At 66.9% G+C, this 18,286-nt stretch carries 22 protein-coding genes; all 22 read left to right on the forward strand.

Annotated features, from left to right (window positions below):
- On the forward strand, positions 1-852 hold the full coding sequence (locus tag HMPREF1868_RS04775) for a PTS system mannose/fructose/sorbose family transporter subunit IID (protein ID WP_062530889.1): 852 nt from the start codon (positions 1-3) through the stop codon (positions 850-852).
- A gap of 22 nt (positions 853-874) precedes the next feature.
- Positions 875-1,237: a hypothetical protein gene (locus HMPREF1868_RS04780; RefSeq protein ID WP_062530890.1), complete on the forward strand. Its 363-nt coding sequence runs from the start codon at positions 875-877 to the stop codon at positions 1,235-1,237.
- A gap of 119 nt (positions 1,238-1,356) precedes the next feature.
- Positions 1,357-2,322 carry a bile acid:sodium symporter family protein gene (locus HMPREF1868_RS04785; RefSeq protein ID WP_062530892.1) on the forward strand — a complete coding sequence of 322 codons (966 nt, stop codon included), beginning with the start codon at positions 1,357-1,359 and terminating at the stop codon, positions 2,320-2,322.
- Positions 2,323-2,428: 106 nt separating this feature from the next.
- Entirely contained in the window at positions 2,429-2,989 is a 561-nt protein-coding gene (locus tag HMPREF1868_RS04790) for a DUF454 family protein (protein WP_062530894.1), read from the forward strand.
- A 39-nt stretch (positions 2,990-3,028) separates the two neighbouring features.
- On the forward strand, positions 3,029-3,397 hold the full coding sequence (locus HMPREF1868_RS04795; RefSeq protein ID WP_062530896.1) for an arsenate reductase family protein: 369 nt from the start codon (positions 3,029-3,031) through the stop codon (positions 3,395-3,397).
- A 148-nt stretch (positions 3,398-3,545) separates the two neighbouring features.
- Positions 3,546-4,307, forward strand: coding sequence for an alkaline shock response membrane anchor protein AmaP (amaP, locus tag HMPREF1868_RS04800; RefSeq protein WP_062530897.1), 762 nt, complete (start codon positions 3,546-3,548; stop codon positions 4,305-4,307).
- A gap of 169 nt (positions 4,308-4,476) precedes the next feature.
- On the forward strand, positions 4,477-4,677 hold the full coding sequence (locus HMPREF1868_RS04805) for a DUF2273 domain-containing protein (RefSeq protein ID WP_062530899.1): 201 nt from the start codon (positions 4,477-4,479) through the stop codon (positions 4,675-4,677).
- 48 nt (positions 4,678-4,725) lie between these two features.
- Positions 4,726-5,328 (forward strand): Asp23/Gls24 family envelope stress response protein, encoded by a 603-nt coding sequence (locus HMPREF1868_RS04810; protein WP_082719535.1) that lies wholly within the window; start codon positions 4,726-4,728, stop codon positions 5,326-5,328.
- The gene (locus HMPREF1868_RS04815) at positions 5,328-6,680 is read left to right on the forward strand and encodes a MurT ligase domain-containing protein (RefSeq protein ID WP_062530901.1); all 1,353 of its coding nucleotides are present in this window, start codon (positions 5,328-5,330) and stop codon (positions 6,678-6,680) included. The genes HMPREF1868_RS04810 and HMPREF1868_RS04815 overlap by 1 nt, the downstream gene beginning before the upstream one ends.
- On the forward strand, positions 6,677-7,426 hold the full coding sequence (locus HMPREF1868_RS04820; RefSeq protein ID WP_062530903.1) for a type 1 glutamine amidotransferase: 750 nt from the start codon (positions 6,677-6,679) through the stop codon (positions 7,424-7,426). The genes HMPREF1868_RS04815 and HMPREF1868_RS04820 overlap by 4 nt, the downstream gene beginning before the upstream one ends.
- A gap of 668 nt (positions 7,427-8,094) precedes the next feature.
- Entirely contained in the window at positions 8,095-9,186 is a 1,092-nt protein-coding gene (locus HMPREF1868_RS04825; RefSeq protein WP_062530904.1) for a hypothetical protein, read from the forward strand.
- A 2-nt stretch (positions 9,187-9,188) separates the two neighbouring features.
- Positions 9,189-9,455 carry a hypothetical protein gene (locus HMPREF1868_RS04830; RefSeq protein ID WP_009278957.1) on the forward strand — a complete coding sequence of 89 codons (267 nt, stop codon included), beginning with the start codon at positions 9,189-9,191 and terminating at the stop codon, positions 9,453-9,455.
- A gap of 13 nt (positions 9,456-9,468) precedes the next feature.
- On the forward strand, positions 9,469-9,765 hold the full coding sequence (locus HMPREF1868_RS04835) for a BMC domain-containing protein (protein WP_062530906.1): 297 nt from the start codon (positions 9,469-9,471) through the stop codon (positions 9,763-9,765).
- Between the two features lie 9 nt (positions 9,766-9,774).
- Positions 9,775-10,086 (forward strand): BMC domain-containing protein, encoded by a 312-nt coding sequence (locus HMPREF1868_RS04840; protein ID WP_304437896.1) that lies wholly within the window; start codon positions 9,775-9,777, stop codon positions 10,084-10,086.
- Positions 10,087-10,096: 10 nt separating this feature from the next.
- On the forward strand, positions 10,097-11,635 hold the full coding sequence (locus HMPREF1868_RS04845) for an aldehyde dehydrogenase family protein (RefSeq protein WP_062530910.1): 1,539 nt from the start codon (positions 10,097-10,099) through the stop codon (positions 11,633-11,635).
- Positions 11,636-11,637: 2 nt separating this feature from the next.
- The gene (gene cutC / locus HMPREF1868_RS04850) at positions 11,638-14,184 is read left to right on the forward strand and encodes a choline trimethylamine-lyase (protein ID WP_062530912.1); all 2,547 of its coding nucleotides are present in this window, start codon (positions 11,638-11,640) and stop codon (positions 14,182-14,184) included.
- Positions 14,185-14,250: 66 nt separating this feature from the next.
- On the forward strand, positions 14,251-15,195 hold the full coding sequence (gene cutD / locus HMPREF1868_RS04855; RefSeq protein WP_062530913.1) for a choline TMA-lyase-activating enzyme: 945 nt from the start codon (positions 14,251-14,253) through the stop codon (positions 15,193-15,195).
- 56 nt (positions 15,196-15,251) lie between these two features.
- The gene (locus HMPREF1868_RS04860; RefSeq protein ID WP_062530915.1) at positions 15,252-15,866 is read left to right on the forward strand and encodes a hypothetical protein; all 615 of its coding nucleotides are present in this window, start codon (positions 15,252-15,254) and stop codon (positions 15,864-15,866) included.
- A gap of 3 nt (positions 15,867-15,869) precedes the next feature.
- The gene (gene eutJ / locus HMPREF1868_RS04865) at positions 15,870-16,718 is read left to right on the forward strand and encodes an ethanolamine utilization protein EutJ (protein WP_062530917.1); all 849 of its coding nucleotides are present in this window, start codon (positions 15,870-15,872) and stop codon (positions 16,716-16,718) included.
- Positions 16,711-17,016, forward strand: a complete 306-nt coding sequence (locus HMPREF1868_RS04870) for a BMC domain-containing protein (protein WP_062530919.1) — start codon at positions 16,711-16,713, stop codon at positions 17,014-17,016. The genes eutJ and HMPREF1868_RS04870 overlap by 8 nt, the downstream gene beginning before the upstream one ends.
- Entirely contained in the window at positions 17,003-17,272 is a 270-nt protein-coding gene (locus tag HMPREF1868_RS04875; protein ID WP_062530921.1) for a EutN/CcmL family microcompartment protein, read from the forward strand. The genes HMPREF1868_RS04870 and HMPREF1868_RS04875 overlap by 14 nt, the downstream gene beginning before the upstream one ends.
- A gap of 15 nt (positions 17,273-17,287) precedes the next feature.
- Positions 17,288-18,190, forward strand: coding sequence for a phosphate propanoyltransferase (locus tag HMPREF1868_RS04880; RefSeq protein ID WP_062530923.1), 903 nt, complete (start codon positions 17,288-17,290; stop codon positions 18,188-18,190).
- Positions 18,191-18,286 lie beyond the last annotated feature (96 nt).

Below are 18,286 nucleotides of genomic sequence, written 5' to 3' on the forward strand. Positions count from 1 at the left end.
ATGGCAGAGCTCAAGAAGACCTCCGAGTCCGCGCGCAAGGCGTCGTTCCTCCACTGGATCTACGGCAACCTGACCTGCTTCTCGCAGGAGCACATGCAGACCTTCGGCTACCTGTGGGCCATGCTTCCCATCGTCGACGAGCTGTACGAGAGCGACGATGAGAAGGTCGAGGCGCTGCGCACCTACACCACCTTCTTCAACACCGAGCCCCAGATCGGCACCATGGTCGTCGGCCTGACCGTCGGCCTCGAGGAGGCGCGCGCCAACGGCGAGCCCATGGACGCCGAGACCATCAACGGCATCCGCGCCGGACTGATGGGCCCGCTCGCGGGCCTCGGCGACTCCATCATCGTCGGCACCTTCATCCCCATCCTGCTGGGCATCGCCCTGGGCCTCTCCACCGGCGGCAACCCCCTGGGCCCGATCTTCTACATCGTCGCCTGGAACGTGCTCATGTACTTCGGCATGAAGTTCGCCTACAACCAGGGCTACTCCCTGGGCGGCTCGGCGGTCGAGGCCCTCGTCGGTCCCCAGTCCGCGGCCCTGCGCAGCTCCATCGTCATGGTGGGCACCATGGTCATCGGCGCCGTCGCGGCGACGTGGATCAACATCTCGACCTCCTTCGCGGTCGAGTTCGGCGCGGACTCCTCCTTCGCGCTTCAGAACACGCTTGACGGTATCATGCCCAAGGCCCTGAACTTCTTCTTCGTCTGGCTGTGCTGGTGGCTCATGACCAAGAAGAAGATCTCGCCGACCATCGTCATGCTGATCCTGGTCATCGTCGCACTCGTGGGCTGCATCACGATCCCTGGCATCAACACCTCCATCTTCAACCCCGGCCTCTCCTACTAGGCGCGGGCGGCTGGGAGCGCAGATGGCGAAGGCGGACGGCAGGCAGTCACGGAGGGGTGGGCGCGCTCCCGCGCGCGACGCCCTGCTCAGGGAGGCGGAGCTGCAGACCCAGGCGATCATGCGCCTGGAGACCTGGAAGCGCCTTGCCTACTCTGGCCTGGCGGTTGGTGCCATCCTCGTGGGATGGGGCTTCTACGGGGCCGGAGACAGGCGGGCGGGCGTGGCGGGAATAGCCCTCCTCGTCCTTTCCGTGCCTGCGTCAGTGGTGCTCCACCTGGGCATCCGCAACGCCAAGCGCAACGTGGACCGCATGATAGAGGCCTACGAGTCGGAGCACGGCAAGGTCCCCATCGACCCCAAGAGCTCCAGCAGGCGCTACGCGTAGCCCAGACCGATGCTTGGCAGACGGGGCGGCCCGTGACCGGAAGGTTGCGGGCCGCCCCTCTCTTCGCGGTGCGCGCCGACGCTTGGCGTAGGATGTTCCTCCGTGGAGAGGGGCGTCGCATGGCTAGGTGGCAGGCCTTTGGCAGGTTCATCGCAGGGCATATGATCTACATCGTGCCCTTCTGCCTTGCGGGAGGCATCTTCCTGCCGGGAGTGTTCTCCCGCCTCAACCCCGTGGTGCCGGCGCTGTTCGCGCTCATGACCTTCCAAGGCTCCCTCACGATCGGCTTCGACGACCTCCTCGCCTGCCTGAGGAGGCCGCTTCCCCTCATCGTCGCCCTCCTGGTGACCTCGGTCGCCATGCCGGCGGTCGCCTGCGCGCTCGGCCAGGCGATCTTTCGGGACCCCCAGACCACCTGCGGCCTCGTGCTCGAGTACAGCGTCCCCATCGGGGTCGTCTCCATCATGTGGGTCGGCCTCTTCGAGGGGGACGTGACGCTCGGCCTGGCGACGCTCATGGCCTCCACGCTCCTCTCGCCGCTCAGCATCCCGCTCACGCTCTCCGTTCTGGTGGGCGCGACCGTGAGCATGGACCCGCTGGCCATGATGCAGGAGATGCTCCTCATGATCGCGCTGCCCGCCGTGGCCGGGATGGCCGTCAACCAGCTGAGCCGCGGCTGGGGAGGCGAGGTCCTCTCGCCCGCGCTTTCCCCTGCCTGCAGGGTGATCCTCGTCCTCATCATCGCGGCGAACTCCACGGGGATATCCGACTACATGCTGCACCTGAGCCCGCGCCTGCTGGGGATCACGCTCTTCGTCGGCTGCTTCGCCAGCGCGGGGTTCGTCGTCGGGCTCCTGCTGGGGAAGCTGATGGGGCTGGAGAGGCCCCAGGCGGTGACGCTCACCTTCGACTGCGGGCTGCGCAACATCAGCGCCGGTGCCGTCATCGCAGAGCGCTTCTTTGGCCCGGCCGTCATGTTTCCCGTCATGATGGGGACGCTGTTCCAGCAGTTCCTCGCTGCCGCCTTCGGTTCCCTCCTCGGGCGTCGCTTCGGCGGCGAGGGGGAGCCCTCCCCGGAGGCGTAGCCACGCCCGCGGGAAAGCGTGGGAACTTCACACCTCTCCGCCACCGCTTGGATAGGATGGGGGAGTTCGCGCCCAAGGGGGCGCCCTCTGTGACGGGCGGTGGTGAATGAAGGCACGAGGCAAGAGGAAGCTCGGTGGCGTCAGCATGCGCGTCGAGGCACGACGCGCGCGCAAGAGGAGCGGTAACCGCTACCCCTTCCTCGACCTGGACTTCGACGAGGACGAGCCCCCCACCCCTGCCGAGCGGGCGCTCTATCTGCTCGCCACCGTGGCGTGCTTGGTCCTTGCCGTCATAGGGGCGATCTTCCCGGTGCTGCCCGCCATCCCCTTCTGGGTGCTCGCCGCGATATCGCTCTCGCACGCCTTCCCGTCCTTCGGGCGCTTCCTCAGGTCGACCAGGATCTACCGCTGGCTCATCGAGAAGCTCAACGAGCCCCAGGAAAAGGCGAGGCGTCCCGTCATGGCGCACCGTCGCAAGGACGTCGTAATGACGAGGATCTCGGTGGGGATGGCGCTGCTCCTGGCCTCCTCGCTCGTCCTGCCCATCGCGCGCTACGTCCGCTGGGGGCTTCGCATCGTCGTGTCGCTCGCATGGGTCGTCAGCTGGTGCTACCTCTACCTGTACGTGCGCGACCCCGAGGCTACGATCAAGGGCGGCGGGCGCTAGCGTCACGCCGCCACGGGCCAACGTCCAAGGGAGGAACCCATGTCCAAGCGTGACCTGCTGGTCCTTTGCCACCCGCGCTGCTCGACCTGCAAGAGGGCCCTGAGGTGGCTCGACGACCACGGCATCCCGTACGAGCTCAGGGACATCGTGCGGGACAACCCCAGCGCGGAGGAGCTTGCCGCCTGGCATCGCCTGAGCGGCCTTCCCATCCGCAGGATCTTCAACACCAGCGGCACGCTCTACCGCGAGCAGGGCGTGAGGGCTCGGCTCGACGCCGGAATGACGGACGAGGAGTGCTACGGGCTTCTCGCCACGAGCGGCATGCTGGTGCGGAGGCCCCTCGTGGTGGGCGACGGCTTCGCGCTCGTCGGCTTTCGCGAGCGGGAGTGGGAGGGCCGCCTCCTCTAGGGATGCCTGGCACGGCCCGTGCCCGCCTTTTGTCGTGCGGGGTGCGTGGCGCGCCGACTCCATGTCCGCCCCGCCTCGTCCCTGCGCTATCCTCTGAGCTGACGTCTGCGCCACGGCAGGGTGGCGCCCGAGGGAGGGGTGTTGGCTCATGGGCATCATGAAGCGCTTGTGCCTGTTCGTGTTCTCGCTGGCCGGGCTACTCGCCCTGGCCGCGCTGGTGCTGCCCTGGTGGGGTCCCTGGACTCGCGAGGCGACGGCCCTCATGGGAGTCGACGTCTACTACTACGTCGTGGAGGGCATGGTCGCGGTCCTTGCCGGCGGCCTCCTCCTCTTCCTGCTTCGCTCCATCTTCGCCCAGCACCGTCGTCCGACGGTCGAGGTCGCGCGCGAGGGATCCGACCACGTGAGCGTGACCCGCGATGCGATCGCCTCCCAGGCAACCCACGTCATCGAGGAGGGGGACTTCCTCAGGGCCAAGAGGGTCGACGTGCGGATCGGCAGGCGCGGGAAGGTCAGCGTGGCCGCGCGCGTCCAGCCCGTGCACACGGTTGACGTGGCACAGGCTGGGTCCGACCTCCACGAGAGGCTCGCGTCCGGGCTGCGCGTCGTCTGCGGGGACAACGTCGACTCCATAGACCTGGAGTTCCTCGACGCGAGCGAGTACCAGAGCGAGTCCGAGCTCGCGGATGCCCGGGCCATCGCAGCCGAGCCGTCCCTCGAGCCGCCGGCGGAGCCCGAGCCGATGGGTGCCGTCACGGTGGCCAAGACGGACCTTGGGCAGGACGCCCTGGCGCATCGGCCCGCCGACCCCACGTCCGCCGACTCGGGCGACACGTCAGAGATCACGGTTCCCATGGGTCGCGCGGCCCATGGGAACGAGGACGCACCGTCCGTCCCGAGGGAGGGGTAGCCCATGGCAGAGAAGAGGCCACGGCTCGCAATAGAGGATGCGAGCGACGAGGAGCCGCAGGTGAAAGGTACTCCCAATGGGGAGGAGGGAGACCTCTCGCCCGAGGTGCGCACAGGCCAGGGCCCCAATGAGGAGACCTCCGCGCGAGCTCGGAAGTTCGCTGCGACGGATGGCAAGGGGGCACGAGCGAGCGGTCGTGGGAGGGCTCGCCGGCCTCTGCGTCGCGGTCCTCGTCTTTGCCCTGGGGCTGTGGAGGGCCCTCTTCGTCGCGCTCTGCGTGGCCGTCGGAGTGGTGGTCGGGCAGAGCCTCGATGGCGACACCCGGGCGCTCGACGCCATCAAGCGCGTCCTGAGGGGCAACCAGGGCTAACGTGATGAACCCCCATTGACCAGCACAGGCATCCGAGAGGAGACAGCCATGTCCGAACCCAAGACCCAGAAGCCCGACGCCATCACCGAGGAGGTCGTTGACCTGGCGGGGGGAACCCCCGCAGACGAGGCCGACGAGGCGCCCGCGCCCGTGGAGCCGATCGCCGCCGAGGTCGTCCCCACAGACGAGGGGCCGGCCGAGGGCCAGGCCGTACAGCTGGCGGGAGAGGACGAGGACCTCGACTCGGAGGACTCCCTCACCTTCTCGAACGGCGTGATCGAGAAGATCGTCGCCATCTCGATGCGCGACGTGCCCGGCGTCATCGGTATGAAGGGCGGGTGGCTCAACCGCATCCAGGACGTGCTGGGCGCCAGCGACGCGCGCAAGGGGGTGACCGTCGAGGTCACGCCGGACTCGGCCGTGCGCGTGAACATCTCGGTGCTGATCGAGTACGGCGCCTACGCGCCCCAGGTGTTCGAGGACGTCAAGCGCACCGTGGTCAAGCAGGTGACGGGCATGACGGGACTGGAGGTCGCGGGGGTCAACCTGCGCATCGAGGACGTTCTCACGCCCGAGGAGTATGCCGCCAGCAAGTCCGAGGAGTCCCGCCAGGACGCCGTTGCCGAGGCGACGGAAGAGGACGGGCGCTAGTGTCGGTCAGAAGCGCCCTTGCCACGGGCGCGGGCAGGCTCGCCCACTGGGGCCTCTCGAGCGTGCTCCACCGCAACGCCTCCCAGCTTCCAGGGAGGCTCGCCCTGGCCATAGACCCCCAGCTCATGGGGGAGCTTGCCCGCAAGGCCAGGCGCGCCTCCGTCGTCGTCTGCGGGACCAACGGCAAGACCACGACCAACAACGTGATCGCCGCGGCGCTCGAGGGGGCGGGCAACGTGGTGCTCTGCAACCGCGTCGGCGCCAACATGGCGCCCGGCGTCGTCTCGGCCCTCCTGCCCGGCAGGGAGGCCGACTTCGCGGTCATGGAGGCCGACGAGCTCTCGACCGTGCACATCCTCCCCCAGCTGAGGCCTGACTACCTCGTCCTCCTCAACCTGTTCCGGGACCAGCTCGACCGCGCGGGAGAGATAGACCGCGTCCAGGACACCATCGTCCGGGCCCTGCTCGGGTCCTCGGGCACCACCCTGGTCGTGAACGGGGACGACCCCCTGTGCGTGAGCGTTGCCATGAGGGCCGCAGCGGGCGGCACGAGGGTCCTCTCGTTTGGCATAGGGGAGGACCTTGGACTTCGCCAGGACAGGGTGCCCGAGGCGCGCTTCTGCCAGGTGTGCGGCGCGGAGCTCGAGTACCTCTACCGCAGCTATGCCCAGCTTGGTGCGTTCCGTTGTCCCAACGGCGACTTCGCGCGGCCGACGCTCGACTTCGTGGCCACCGGCGTCGAGGTCGGGCGCGAGGGGGTGTCGTTCGACGTCTCTGGTCCGGGCATTGCCCCGGGCTCCCGCGTCAGCGCGGGCTTCGGTGGCACCTACATGGTCTACAACCTCCTGGCCGCCTTCGCCGCGACGAGCCTTCTTGGCGTGGACGTCGCCGACTTCCAGAGGACCCTCGACGGCTACCATCCCGAGAACGGCCGCCTCCAGCGCTTCGAGGTGGGCGGCAGGGAGGTCGTCCTCAACCTGGCGAAGAATCCTGCCGGGCTCAACCAGAACCTGAGCCTGCTCGAGCAGGACGAGCGCGAGAAGGCCCTCTTCGTCCTGGTGAACGACAACGCCAACGACGGGACGGACGTCTCGTGGATCTGGGACGTCGACTTCGAACGGATGGTGGAGGGCGGACGCGCGCCACTCGTCTTCGCCGGTGGCACGCGGGCGAACGACGTGCAGGTCCGCATGAAGTACGCGGGAATCGACGCCCAGGTCTGCGAGAGCGTCTCGGAGGTGGTGGGCAGGCTCTCTGGGGTGCCGACCGACCGCCCTCTCTACGTGCTGGCAAACTACTCAGCGCTCTTCCCCGCCAAGGAGGAGCTGGAAAGGCAGGGTGGGCGCCGATGAGCCATGCGCATGGCGTGCGCATCGCGCACCTCTTCCCCGAGCTCCTCAACCTCTATGGAGACTCGGGCAACATGCTCGTGCTGCGACGCCGCCTTGCCTGGCGCGGCCTTGGCTGCGGCATCACCGAGGTGCACATGGGCGACAGGCCGAGCCTCGTCGACTTCGACATGGTGTTCATAGGAGGGGGAACCGACCGCGAACAGCGCATCGTGTGCGAGCGCCTGCTCGACCAGCGTGCGGAGCTCGAGTCGTTCATCGAGGACGGCGGGGTCCTCGCGGCGGTCTGCGGTGGCTACCAGCTCCTCGGCCACAGCTACGAGATGGGGGGCGAGAAGGTCGAGGGCCTCTCGCTCGTCGACCTCGAGACGACCCGTGCCACCCCCCGGCTCATCGGCAACGTGGCGGTGCGCAGCCGCATCAGCCCCCAGCCCATCGTGGGCTACGAGAACCATGGGGGCAGGACCCACCTGGGACCCGGCGTCGAACCCCTGGGCGAGGTGGTGAGCGGCTTCGGCAACGATGGGAAGAGCGGCTTCGAAGGCTGCCTCTACAAGAACGTCGTGGGCACCTACGTGCATGGGCCGCTGCTGCCCAAGAACCCCGGGGTTGCCGACCACCTCCTCCTGCGCGCCCTGGAGCGCAGGTACGGCACGGCGGAGCTGGAGCCGCTCGACGACTCGGAGGAGCTCGCCGCCAATCAGGTGATGCTCGATCGCATGCTGGCCCACGCGACACCAAGGATGTGACCGACGGGCCGCAGGCGGATAGACGCTCGCGACACGAGGCGACGCGCCGCCGGAATCGGAATGGCGGGACGCACGCGCGGGGAGGCACGCAGGCACGTACCGACAGGACGTCCGTCGTCCCAGACGTCTGGACGGCGGCCGTCCTGCGGCTCGCGCCGTTGGTGCGTGGGGGCCTCACATCCCGCTCGACGCATGCATTGCAGTGTAATTCGATGCAGTTTTTTCGATGGCGTGCGTGGTGACCGCAAGGGACTATCCAAGATTTCTCCCAAAGTCTGACACGATGGGAAAGCTGCTTGAGACGACAGGGCGAACCTGCGTCTACCAGCACGGACGTGATCCATGAGCGTGTGCCGGGGAAATTACGAGCAAGACTGCAGCATATACGCAACAGCCGCCCGTCGTGCACAAAAAAATGCTTGTGAGCGACGAGCATTTTTAAGGCGAGGAAAAGAAAGGTAGGAAACCCTGCCGCTTGCCAATGAATTTACGCCGCTCACCCCCTTGGCCCGTTCCGTTTGAACGTGCCGCGCAAGAGCCCTTGACCTTCCCCAAGGGGCAATCCCTAAAACGAGTCCCAATTACCGCCGAACGCATTGGTGCGGCGGCTCCTTGCCACGTGCGCAAGGAGCGGTATGTGACGAATCGATTCTGGAAGGGTGGGGGGAATGGCTGAGGGATCCACGACGGTCGCCAGCGACTCGCTGGCAGCAGAGAAGAAGAGGCAGCTCGACCAGAACTTCTTCAAGAAGGGAATCCTGGTCGCTCTGTTCTCGGGTCTTCTGTATGGCTTCTACACGGCCTTCATCACGGCCGCACAGAACACGGGAGCATGGGTGGGGTGGGCGACCACCGTCACCGCGGGAAGCTTCCTCGCCGTGTTCATCCTCCCCGCCATCGCCTCCACGCTCAACGACAGCATCAGCGCGGTCTGGGCGCTCATCATCACCGCTGCCCAGGGCAAGCTCGCCGACTTCGGTCGCACGCTCAAGACCAAGCCGGGCGTCATCATGATCTGCGCCGCAGCCGTCGGAGGCCCCATCGCCAGCGTCGCCTACGTCATCGCGCTGAGCCAGGCCGGCACCCTTGCCGTGCCCATCGCCGCGCTCAACCCCGCCGTCGGCGCCATTCTCGCCCGCGTCCTCTACAAGCAGCCCCTCAAGCCCCACATGGTCGCAGGCATCGTGGTCTGTGTCATCGCGGGAGTCATGATCGGCTCCACCGGGCTCACCGGTGACGTGCCCGCTGGCACCGGATTCGGACTGGCGCTCGCCTTCCTGGCCGCCGTAGGCTGGGGTGCGGAGGGCTGCATCGCCGGCTATGGCACCGCGATGATCGACTCGCAGATCGGCATCACCATCCGTCAGACCACCTCGGGCATCCTCAACCTCATCGTGGTGCTCCCGGTCCTCACCCTCGTCGGGGCAGGTTCTCTTGGCGAGACCTTCGGTTACGTGGGTGACGCCCTCACTGACCTCCCCTCGCTCGTCTTCTTCATCCTGAGCGGCCTGTGCGCGTACCTTTCGTTCGCCCGCTGGTATCGCGGCAACTCCATGTGCGGCACCGCGCTGGGCATGGCTTGCAACGGCACCTACACCTTCCATGGACCCTTCTTCACCTGGCTGATCGTCGGGCTTGCCATGGGCATCAACGGCTACGCCCTGGCGCCCATCGCATGGATCGCCGCGGCGGTCATGGTCGTCGGCATCTTCCTGGTCGCCGTCAACCCTGCGGACTACCTGTCTAAGAAGGAGCAGTAAGCATGAGCAGGCCATTGAACTACGCGATCCTCAAGCACTTCACCACCGTCGACGAGGCGTGCGCGGACGACGTCCTGGAGGCCCTCGAGGGCGAGTACTCCGGCTTCGCCGCCTTCACGAAGGACAAGGTGCAGGAGGCCCTGATGACGGCAGAGAAGAACGCCCTCATCGAGGAGTCTCGCTTCGACCTCGACCCCGCCGGCGATCTGCGCGTCTACTACCGCGCGACCGACGAGCAGCGCAAGACGATCGATTCCTACATCAAGTAGCGAGGAGCAGCCCATGCGATACAGGGGAGAGCAGGCAATCGGTCTCATAGAGACCATCGGGATGGTCCCCGCGCTCGAGGCCGCCGACAAGATGCTCAAGGCGGGTGACACCGAGCTCGTGTCGTACGAGAACGTCGGTTCGACCTTGGTGACCGTCGTGGTGACGGGCGACGTCGCCGCCTGCGAGGCGGCCGTCAAGGCGGGGGCAGAGGCGGCCGCCCGCATCGGAAAGCTCACTGCCCACAACGTGATGAAGCGCCCCGTGCCAGAGATCGGCGACGTCGTCTCGGTGCACGACGTGGACTACTAGGAGGATCCCGTGTCTGATTCTGCTATGAACGCGCTCGGCGCCATCGAGACCTTCGGCCTGGTGTGGGTGCTCGAGGCGGGTGACGCGATGTGCAAGGCGGGAGACGTCAGGCTCATCGGTTACGAGAACACCGCCTCCGGCTACATCTCGATCCTCGTCGAGGGCGACGTCGCCGCCTGCGAGGCCGCGGTCACCGCCGGCGTCAAGGCCGTCGAGGCCCTGGGGGCGGAGGTCTACAGCTCCGTCGTGATCGCCCGCCCCCACCCCAGCCTCAAGAAGATCACCGACAAGTACACCGTCGAGAAGCTCCTGCCCTACTAAGGGGGTGCCCATGTCTCTCATCGACAACGACCTTCTCTCCATCCAGGAGGCGCGCATCCTCCTGGAGCGTGCCGCGGACTCCGCGGAGGTCCTCGAGGGGCTCCCGGGCACGCTGGTCGACGACTTCCTCCAGCACCTGCGGGAGGGACTGCTCCCCAAGGCGGGGGAGTACGCGGAGGAAGCCTTCGCAGAGAGCGACTACTGCTCTCCCGAGGACGAGGCGGGCCTCACGAAGTGGGTCCTCACCGACCTTCTGGGGGAGGTCAGCGCCCAGACGCCCGTGCAGAGGATCGTCCGCTCCAGCAACGGCTCGGCGGAGGTCTGCCTTCCCAAGGGCGTCGTCGTCTCGCTGCTCCCCGACTGGCTCTCGGTACCCACCATGCTGAGCCAGCTCGTCATGGCGGTGCGCTCCAAGAGCCCCGTCGTGTTCTCGGCGAGCGCGCGCGTGCACGAGACCTGCGCGATGGTCATGGGAGACGTGCTCAAGATCGCCGAGTTCTGCCACTATCCCGCCGAGGCGCTCGGGTACCTGAGCATCTTCTGCCCCGAGGGCGAGGAGTGGGTCTGCTCCCAGCCCTGCGTGCGCGTGGTCATCGACTCGCGCGAGGACGGCTCGGACCCCCGGCGCTTCGACGCCGCAGGCAAGGACGTCTACTTCGCGACGCTGGGCAACAACCCCGTGTTCGTGGAGTCCACGGCAGACCTGAGCGCCTGCGCGGACGAGGTGGTGCTGGGCAAGTCGTACTGCTACGGCATGCTCCCTGGAGCCGAGCAGAGCGTCGTGGTGGAGCGCGCCGTCGACACACGCTTCCAGGAAGAGCTGCGCCGTCGCGGCTGCCACTTCCTGAGCGACGAGGAGGCGGAGCGGCTCGTCTCGTCCCTCTTCATGCCCGACGGCCGCCCCTACCGCGAGCTCATCGGCAAGAGCGCCTTCGACCTCGCCCGTCGGGCTGACGTCGAGGTCCCCGAGTCCACCAAGGTCCTGGTCGTGGAGAGGCCCTACGTGAGCGAGGGGAGCCTCTTCTCGAGGGCGAAGTTCGGGCCCGTGCTCTCGTACTTCGTCGAGGACGACTGGCGCCACGCCTGCGAGAAGTGCATAGAGCTGATCCTGGGCAGCGGGAGCGGGAACGCCCTCGCCATCTTCTCGAAGGACCCAGAGGTCATTCGCCAGTTCATCCTCAAGAAGCCCGTCGGCAGGGTCCTCGTGAACGTGAGCACCGCGCTGGGATGCATCGGCTGCCACAGCGACCTTCCCAAGACGCTCACGGTGACGGGCTGGAACAGTGCCACCACGTCCAGGCTCGGCGTCACCTACGAGGACTTCGTACGAAGGCGCCAGGTGGGCATATCGGGCGGGGAGGCCGAGCGGGCCCTTCTCGACAAGGCGGGGTCATGCGACCACACGCCCGTCGTCATCAAGGTTCGCCTTCCCGACCCCGACGGGCCGGGCGGAACGCGGCGGGAGGTCGCCGCAGGGTCAGGCAAGGAGCCGCAGGACTGGTTCTCTGGCGTGGTGCAAGCAATGAAGAACGATTTCGTGGAGGAGTGAGAATGGACATCAAGGAGTTCGCGAAGGAGCTTTCCGAGGCGACCAAGGACATGTCTGACGAGCAGCGCGCCACCGTTCGCCGCATGTTCGAGAAGGTGGCCGACCAGCTCGAGGTGCCGCTGTCCGAGGGGCACGCGGCCACTGCCGGCTCGCACGATCCCTACGACGTGCCCGACGGCCCCACCGACCGCCAGCTTCGCCTGAAGGACAACTTCCTCAAGCAGGTCCCCACCATCACCATGCACCGCGCCCGCGCGGTCACCGAGACCATGAAGGCCAACCCGGGCATGCCCAAGATCGAGCTGCGCGCCAAGGCCTTCCGCCGCTGCTGCGAGACCGCCCCTCTGGTCATCCAGGACGACGAGCTCGTGGTGGGAGCTCCCTGTGGCGCGCCGCGAGCGGGCGCGTTCTCGCCCGACCTCGCCTGGCGCTGGCTGCGCGACGAGCTCGACACCATCGGTGACCGCCCCCAGGACCCCTTCTACATCTCGGAGGAGGACAAGCAGTATTGCCGTGAGGTCCTCTTCCCCTTCTGGGAGGGCAAGTCCCAGGACGAGGTCTGCGAGGACCAGTACCGCGAGGCGGGGGTGTGGGAGCTCTCCGGCGAGTCCTTCGTCTCTGACTGCTCCTACCACGCCATGAGCGGCGGCGGCGACTCCAACCCCGGCTATGACGTCATCCTCATGAAGAAGGGCATGATCGACATCCAGAACGAGGCGAAGGAGCATCTCGCCCATCTGGACTACGCCAACCCCGACGACCTCGACAAGATCTACTTCTACAAGTCGGTCATCGACACCACCGAGGGCGTCATGACTTACGCCAAGCGCATGAGCGACTACGCCCACGAGCTTGCCTCCGCCTGCCACGACGCCAAGCGCAAGGCCGAGCTCGAGCAGATCTCGACGATCCTCTCGCACGTTCCCGCCCACAAGCCCAGCACCTTCTGGGAGGCGGTGCAGTCCGTCTTCGTCATCGAGAGCCTGCTTCCGGTCGAGGAGAACCAGACCGGCATGTCACTCGGCCGCGTCGACCAGTACATGTATCCCTTCTACAAGGCTGACATCGAGGCGGGACGCCTCACCCCGTACCAGGCCTTCGACATCGCCGGCTGCATGCTCATCAAGATGAGCGAGATGATGTGGGTCACCTCCCGCGGGCAGTCCGAGTTCTTCGCCGGCTACCAGCCCTTCGTCAACATGACGCTGGGCGGAGTCACCCGCCAGGGGCACGACGCCACCAACGAGCTCACCTACGTCCTCATGGACGCCGTGCGCCACGTGAAGGTCTACCAGCCCTCCATCGCCTGCCGCATCCACAACAAGTCGCCCGAGAAGTACATGCGCAAGATCGTCGACATCGTGCGCTCCGGCATGGGCTTCCCCGCCTGTCACTTCGACGACACCCACATCAAGATGATGCTCGCCAAGGGCGTCTCGGTCGAGGACGCGCGCGACTACTGCATGATGGGCTGCGTCGAACCCCAGAAGTCCGGCCGCCTCTACCAGTGGACATCCACCTCCTACACCCAGTGGCCCATCTGCATCGAGCTCACGCTCAACCACGGCGTCCCCCTGTGGTACGGCAAGCAGGTCACGCCGGACCTCGGCGACCCCTCGCAGTACAAGACCTTCGAGGAGTTCGACGAGGCGGTCAAGAAGACCATCTACTACGTGACCAAGTGGACCGACGTCGCCACGGTCATCTCGCAGCGCGTCGCGCGCGACGTGGCTCCCAAGCCCCTCATGTCCATCATGTACGAGGGCTGCATGGAGAGCGGCAAGGACGTCTCGTCCGGTGGCGCCATGTACAACTATGGCCCCGGCGTCGTGTGGACGGGCCTTGCGACCTATGCCGACTCCATGGCGGCAATCAAGAAGCTCGTGTTCGACGACCACAAGTACACCCTCGGCGAGCTCTTCGAGGGGCTCAAGGCAGACTTCGCGGGCTTCGAGCAGATGAGGCAGGACTGCCTGGACGCCCCCAAGTACGGCAACGACGACGACTACGCCGACAGCATCGCGGCCGACATCATCGACTACACCGAGCGCATCCACCTCGACTTCAAGACGCTGTACTCGCACATGTCCACGGGCACCCTCTCCATCTCCAACAACACGCCCTTCGGCGAGATGACCGGCGCCACCGCGAACGGCCGCAACGCATGGACCCCGCTGTCCGACGGCATCAGCCCCACCCAGGGCGCCGACCACAAGGGCCCCACCGCCATCATCAAGTCCGTCTCCAAGCTCTCCAACGACTCCATGAACATCGGCATGGTGCACAACTTCAAACTCATGAGCGGACTACTCGACACTCCCGAGGGCGAGAACGGTCTCATCACGCTGCTGCGCACCGCCTCCATGTTCGGAAACGGAGAGATGCAGTTCAACTACCTGGACAACAAGACGCTCATCGACGCCCAGCAGCATCCCGAGAAGCACCGCGACCTCGTGGTCCGCGTCGCGGGGTACTCCGCCTTCTTCAACGAGCTCTGCAAGGACGTCCAGGACGAGATCATCAGCCGCACGATGCTCACCAGGTTCTAGGAGCCAAGGTTCGCCAATCAGGCCAGCCGCACGCCGCGGCACGTCAGGGAGAAGGGAGAGACCGCAATGAGCCATGAGCAGGGAAGCGTGGAGCGCAAGGCACGCGTCTTCAACCTTCAGAAGTACAACATGTACGACGGGCCCGGCGTGCGGTCCATGGCCTTCCTCAAGGGTTGTCCCCTGCGCTGCAAGTGGTGTTCGAACCCAGAGAGCCAGCTGCGCGCGCACGAGGTCATGTTCAAGAGCGCCAACTGCGCCAACTGCGGCGCCTGCGTCGCCGTCTGCCCCGTCGGAGTGCACAAGATGGTCGACGGATCGCACGTCGTCGACCACGGGGTGCAGTGCATCGGCTGCTGCCAGTGCGAGCGTGCCTGCATGTACAGCGCCCTGCAGGTCATGGGCGACGACAGGTCGGTGGACGAGATCGTGGAGTTCTTCGACGAGGACAAGGACTTCTACAGGATGTCGGGCGGCGGCATCACCCTCTCGGGCGGAGAGGTGCTCGCCCAGAGCGAGGCCACGCTCGCCATCCTCATGGCCTCCAAGGCCCGCGGCTACCACACCGCCATCGAGACCTGCGGATACGCGCCTACGGAGACCATCCTCAAGGTCGCCCGCTATGTTGACCTCTTCCTCTTCGACATCAAGCAGATGGACCCGGTCAAGCACAAGTTCTGGACGGGCGTCAACAACGAGCAGATCCTCTCGAACGTGAGGGAGCTCCTCGAGAACGGCTTCAACGTCCGCGTGCGCATGCCCCTGCTCAAGGGGGTGAACGACTCCAAGGAGGAGGTCGACGCGGTGATCGCCTTCTTCAAGCCCTATCGCTACCAGAAGAACTTCGACGGCGTCGACCTCCTCCCGTACCACAAGCTGGGCGTTGGGAAGTACGCGTCGCTCGGCCGCGACTACGAGATCAAGGACGACCCGTCGCTCACGGACGAGGACCTCAACCGCGTGGAGTCTTGGGTCGAGGACGCCGACTTCAAGGTGAACCTCGTGAGGCACTAGCCCAAAGGAACGTATGCCCCGGAGTCTGGGGCCGAAGGCACAGGGAGGAGGAAGAAATGCACTACGTGACCGAGGACGAGCTCCGCGAGGCGTTTGCCGCCGCCCCCTTCGGGCGCTATGAGCTGCCCGAGGGCTCTCGCCTCACTCCGGGAGCACGGCAGTTCCTGATCGACTTCAGGATCGCCTTCGGGCCGGAGGCGTCGCCGCGCGCCGAGGCTGGCTCCGTCGGGGCTCCGAGGGGCACAGAGGACGGCTGCGAGCTTGGCGCGCTCGTGCACGACGCGAACCTCCTGGGGGCGGGGCTGCGACTCCTCGCCCGCAGGTCCCTGGGGGTCGACAACTCCGTGGCCCGCGAGGCGGAGTCCCTGGGACGACGCTGGCAGGTGGCGGGGTCGCCCCAGGACCTGGTCCTCGGCGGGGAAGGGGATGCGACCGCCCCGGAGCTGCCGCCCCAGGCCCCGGCTCCCCCCTTCGACGCCGGCGTGCATCCCGTCTACTTCGAGATGTCGTGCGCGCATGCCCAGCTGGGCCGCTTCGCCCACGCGTGGGGGCGGGCCCAGGAGGGGGCGGGGCCGCAGGAGGCACGGGTCATAGCCGCCTGGCTGAGGGAGCTGTCAGGGATGTGCGAGACGCTGCGGGCGTCCGTGGAGCGAGCGGGAAGGGAGGTGTAGCCAATGTCAGACTTCGATGCGGCAAACAGGAGGCTGGAGGAGCTGCTCTCCTGCGTGGACGAGCCCAGGGCCCCTCGGGCCGGCAAGCGCCTCTACTGTGGGCTTGACCTGGGAACCGCCTTCATCGTGCTCGTCGTCCTGGACGAGGACGGCAGCCCCGTCGACTGCAAGTACCAGTTCGCCGGCGTGGTGCGTGACGGCATGGTGGTCGACTACGTCGGCGCCTGCGACATAGCGCGGGGCCTCAAGGAGCAGGTCGAGTCCGAGCTGGGAGTTGAGCTGGGGGAGTGCGCGGTGGCCATCCCTCCCCAGACCGAGTCGCTGGACGGAGGCGTCGTGCGAAACGTCGCAGAGAGCTGCGGCCTCGAGTGCACGGCCGTCTTCGACGAGCCCACGGCGGCAAACCTCCTCCTGGGCGTGCAGAACGGCGCCGTCGTCGACATCGGAGGCGGGACCACGGGCATCTCGGTCTTCAGGGATGGGGAGGTCGTGAGGTGCGTTGACGAGTCCACGGGAGGAACCCACTTCTCCCTCGTGCTCGCGGGCGCCAAGGGCATGAGCTTCGATGACGCGGAGCTGTACAAGAGGGCTCCCGAGCACCACGCGGAGGTCCTTCCCATCGTTGCTCCCACCATCGACAAGGTGACCACCATCATCCAGCGCGCCTGCGAGGACTACGACGTTCCCGAGGTCGTCCTGGTGGGTGGCACCGCCGAGCTCTCCGGCATCGAGGGGCGTGTGGCGAGCCGCCTGGGCATGGAGGTCCACAAGCCCAGCCACCCCATGTTCGTCACCCCCATGGGCATCGCGCTCGGCTGCGCGCTCAAGGCAAGGGAGCGCCGGGATGCTTGACGTGAGGGTCATCAGGGCCCCCGCCGAGGGGACCATGCAGATCATCCGCCAGAGGAGCGGCGCCCGCTGGGGCGAGGACTTCCGTCCGGCGGCGGTGGGGCTGGTGCAGGGCAAGCTCATCGAGATGGTGGTCGCGAGTGACATCGCCGAGAAGACGGCGGGGGTGACCGTGACCGACGTGAGGGGCTCCTGCCCGCAGAACATGGTGATGCTCGCCATCGCGGGCGAGACGGCGGAGGTCATGGAATGCCTGGAGAAGATACGCGGCGGAGGTGACGGCACCCATGATCGTCGGTAGGCTCGTCGGCTCGATTTGGGCCACCCGCAAGTACGACGAACTCAGCGGCATGAAGCTCATGCGCGTCGAGGTGCTTGCGGGAGGGGAGGTGGGCTCCCAGCTCATCTGCGTGGACACGATCAGCGCAGGGGTGGGGGATAGGGTCATAGTCACCACCGGTGCGGCCGCCTACCACTTCGTGAGGGACGAGTTCCAGAGGAACGCGCCGGTCGACGCGGTAATCGTAGGGATCATCGACGAAGACGTGAGTCTTTAGGGAAGGGAGGAAAGGATGAAGAGGCTGATCAGCGCTCGGGAGGTCGTGGCTGCGGCGGAGCGCCACGAGAACCTCGTCGTGGACGAGAACACCATCGTGACCGCCCAGGCGCGCGACGTCGCAAGGGAGAGGGGCGTCCTCCTCGAGGGCCCGTGCCCCGCCTCGCACGACGGCAAGGCGCCGGCTGCCGTCCACCACGAGCCAGGCTCGCACGAGGGCGAGAGGCCCGTCGAGCCCCCGCTCTCGGCGGACGAGCTCGAGCGGGTCATTTCCGCGGCCCTCGAGCGGGGCATCTGGAGCAAGGAGGACGTCGAGGGCATCTTCGGGCTCAAGGCCCCTGCCGTCGACCCGGACATGGTCCCCGTCGGGGTCTCGGGCCGTCACATCCACCTGTCGCAGGAGCACCTCGAGCGGCTCTTCGGCGCGGGCTACCAGCTCACCCCCCTCAAGGACCTGAGCCAGCCCGGACAGTTCGCCGCCAAGGAGTGCGTGACCGTCGCCGGCCCCAAGGGCGTCATCCAGAAGGTCCGCGTGCTGGGGCCCGTGCGTCCCCAGACGCAGGTCGAGGTCCTGGCGGGTGACACGTTCAAGCTGGGCGTGCCCCAGGTGGTTCGCCTCTCCGGGCAGCTCAAGGGGACGCCGGGCGTCACCGTCATCGGCCCCAAGGGCACCGTCGTCCTCGAGGAGGGCACCATCGTCGCGGCCCGTCACATCCACATGAGCCCGGCACAGGCGGCGGAGCGCGGCTTCCACGACGGACAGGTCGTCTCGCTGAAGGTCGGCGGGGAGCGCGGCGGCACGCTCGACAACGTCATCGTCCGCGTGACCGAGAGCGGCAACCTCGACTGTCACATCGACACCGAGGAGGCCAACGCGCTTCACGTCAAGTGCGGCTCCACGCTTCGGGTAGTCAGGTAACGCGAGCGCCAGCTCGGGAATGGGCGGCACGCCCAGGGAGGAAGAAAGATGGCAGGCATGACTGAGGCACTGGGCATGATCGAGACCAAGGGGATG

The organism is Olsenella sp. DNF00959, from assembly GCF_001553055.1.
Taxonomy (GTDB): domain Bacteria; phylum Actinomycetota; class Coriobacteriia; order Coriobacteriales; family Atopobiaceae; genus Olsenella_I; species Olsenella_I phocaeensis.

Coding starts and splice junctions, on each gene's coding strand:
- HMPREF1868_RS04790 (WP_062530894.1), top strand. CDS start 2,429: ATGAAGGCACGAGGCAAGAGGAAGCTCGGTGGCGTCAGCATGCGCGTC.
- HMPREF1868_RS04785 (WP_062530892.1), top strand. CDS start 1,357: ATGGCTAGGTGGCAGGCCTTTGGCAGGTTCATCGCAGGGCATATGATC.
- HMPREF1868_RS04825 (WP_062530904.1), top strand. CDS start 8,095: ATGGCTGAGGGATCCACGACGGTCGCCAGCGACTCGCTGGCAGCAGAG.
- cutC (WP_062530912.1), top strand. CDS start 11,638: ATGGACATCAAGGAGTTCGCGAAGGAGCTTTCCGAGGCGACCAAGGAC.
- HMPREF1868_RS04775 (WP_062530889.1), top strand. CDS start 1: ATGGCAGAGCTCAAGAAGACCTCCGAGTCCGCGCGCAAGGCGTCGTTC.
- eutJ (WP_062530917.1), top strand. CDS start 15,870: ATGTCAGACTTCGATGCGGCAAACAGGAGGCTGGAGGAGCTGCTCTCC.
- HMPREF1868_RS04780 (WP_062530890.1), top strand. CDS start 875: ATGGCGAAGGCGGACGGCAGGCAGTCACGGAGGGGTGGGCGCGCTCCC.
- HMPREF1868_RS04875 (WP_062530921.1), top strand. CDS start 17,003: ATGATCGTCGGTAGGCTCGTCGGCTCGATTTGGGCCACCCGCAAGTAC.
- HMPREF1868_RS04835 (WP_062530906.1), top strand. CDS start 9,469: ATGCGATACAGGGGAGAGCAGGCAATCGGTCTCATAGAGACCATCGGG.
- HMPREF1868_RS04845 (WP_062530910.1), top strand. CDS start 10,097: ATGTCTCTCATCGACAACGACCTTCTCTCCATCCAGGAGGCGCGCATC.
- HMPREF1868_RS04860 (WP_062530915.1), top strand. CDS start 15,252: ATGCACTACGTGACCGAGGACGAGCTCCGCGAGGCGTTTGCCGCCGCC.
- amaP (WP_062530897.1), top strand. CDS start 3,546: ATGGGCATCATGAAGCGCTTGTGCCTGTTCGTGTTCTCGCTGGCCGGG.
- HMPREF1868_RS04820 (WP_062530903.1), top strand. CDS start 6,677: ATGAGCCATGCGCATGGCGTGCGCATCGCGCACCTCTTCCCCGAGCTC.
- HMPREF1868_RS04830 (WP_009278957.1), top strand. CDS start 9,189: ATGAGCAGGCCATTGAACTACGCGATCCTCAAGCACTTCACCACCGTC.
- HMPREF1868_RS04810 (WP_082719535.1), top strand. CDS start 4,726: ATGTCCGAACCCAAGACCCAGAAGCCCGACGCCATCACCGAGGAGGTC.
- HMPREF1868_RS04880 (WP_062530923.1), top strand. CDS start 17,288: ATGAAGAGGCTGATCAGCGCTCGGGAGGTCGTGGCTGCGGCGGAGCGC.
- HMPREF1868_RS04805 (WP_062530899.1), top strand. CDS start 4,477: ATGGCAAGGGGGCACGAGCGAGCGGTCGTGGGAGGGCTCGCCGGCCTC.
- HMPREF1868_RS04795 (WP_062530896.1), top strand. CDS start 3,029: ATGTCCAAGCGTGACCTGCTGGTCCTTTGCCACCCGCGCTGCTCGACC.
- cutD (WP_062530913.1), top strand. CDS start 14,251: ATGAGCCATGAGCAGGGAAGCGTGGAGCGCAAGGCACGCGTCTTCAAC.
- HMPREF1868_RS04870 (WP_062530919.1), top strand. CDS start 16,711: ATGCTTGACGTGAGGGTCATCAGGGCCCCCGCCGAGGGGACCATGCAG.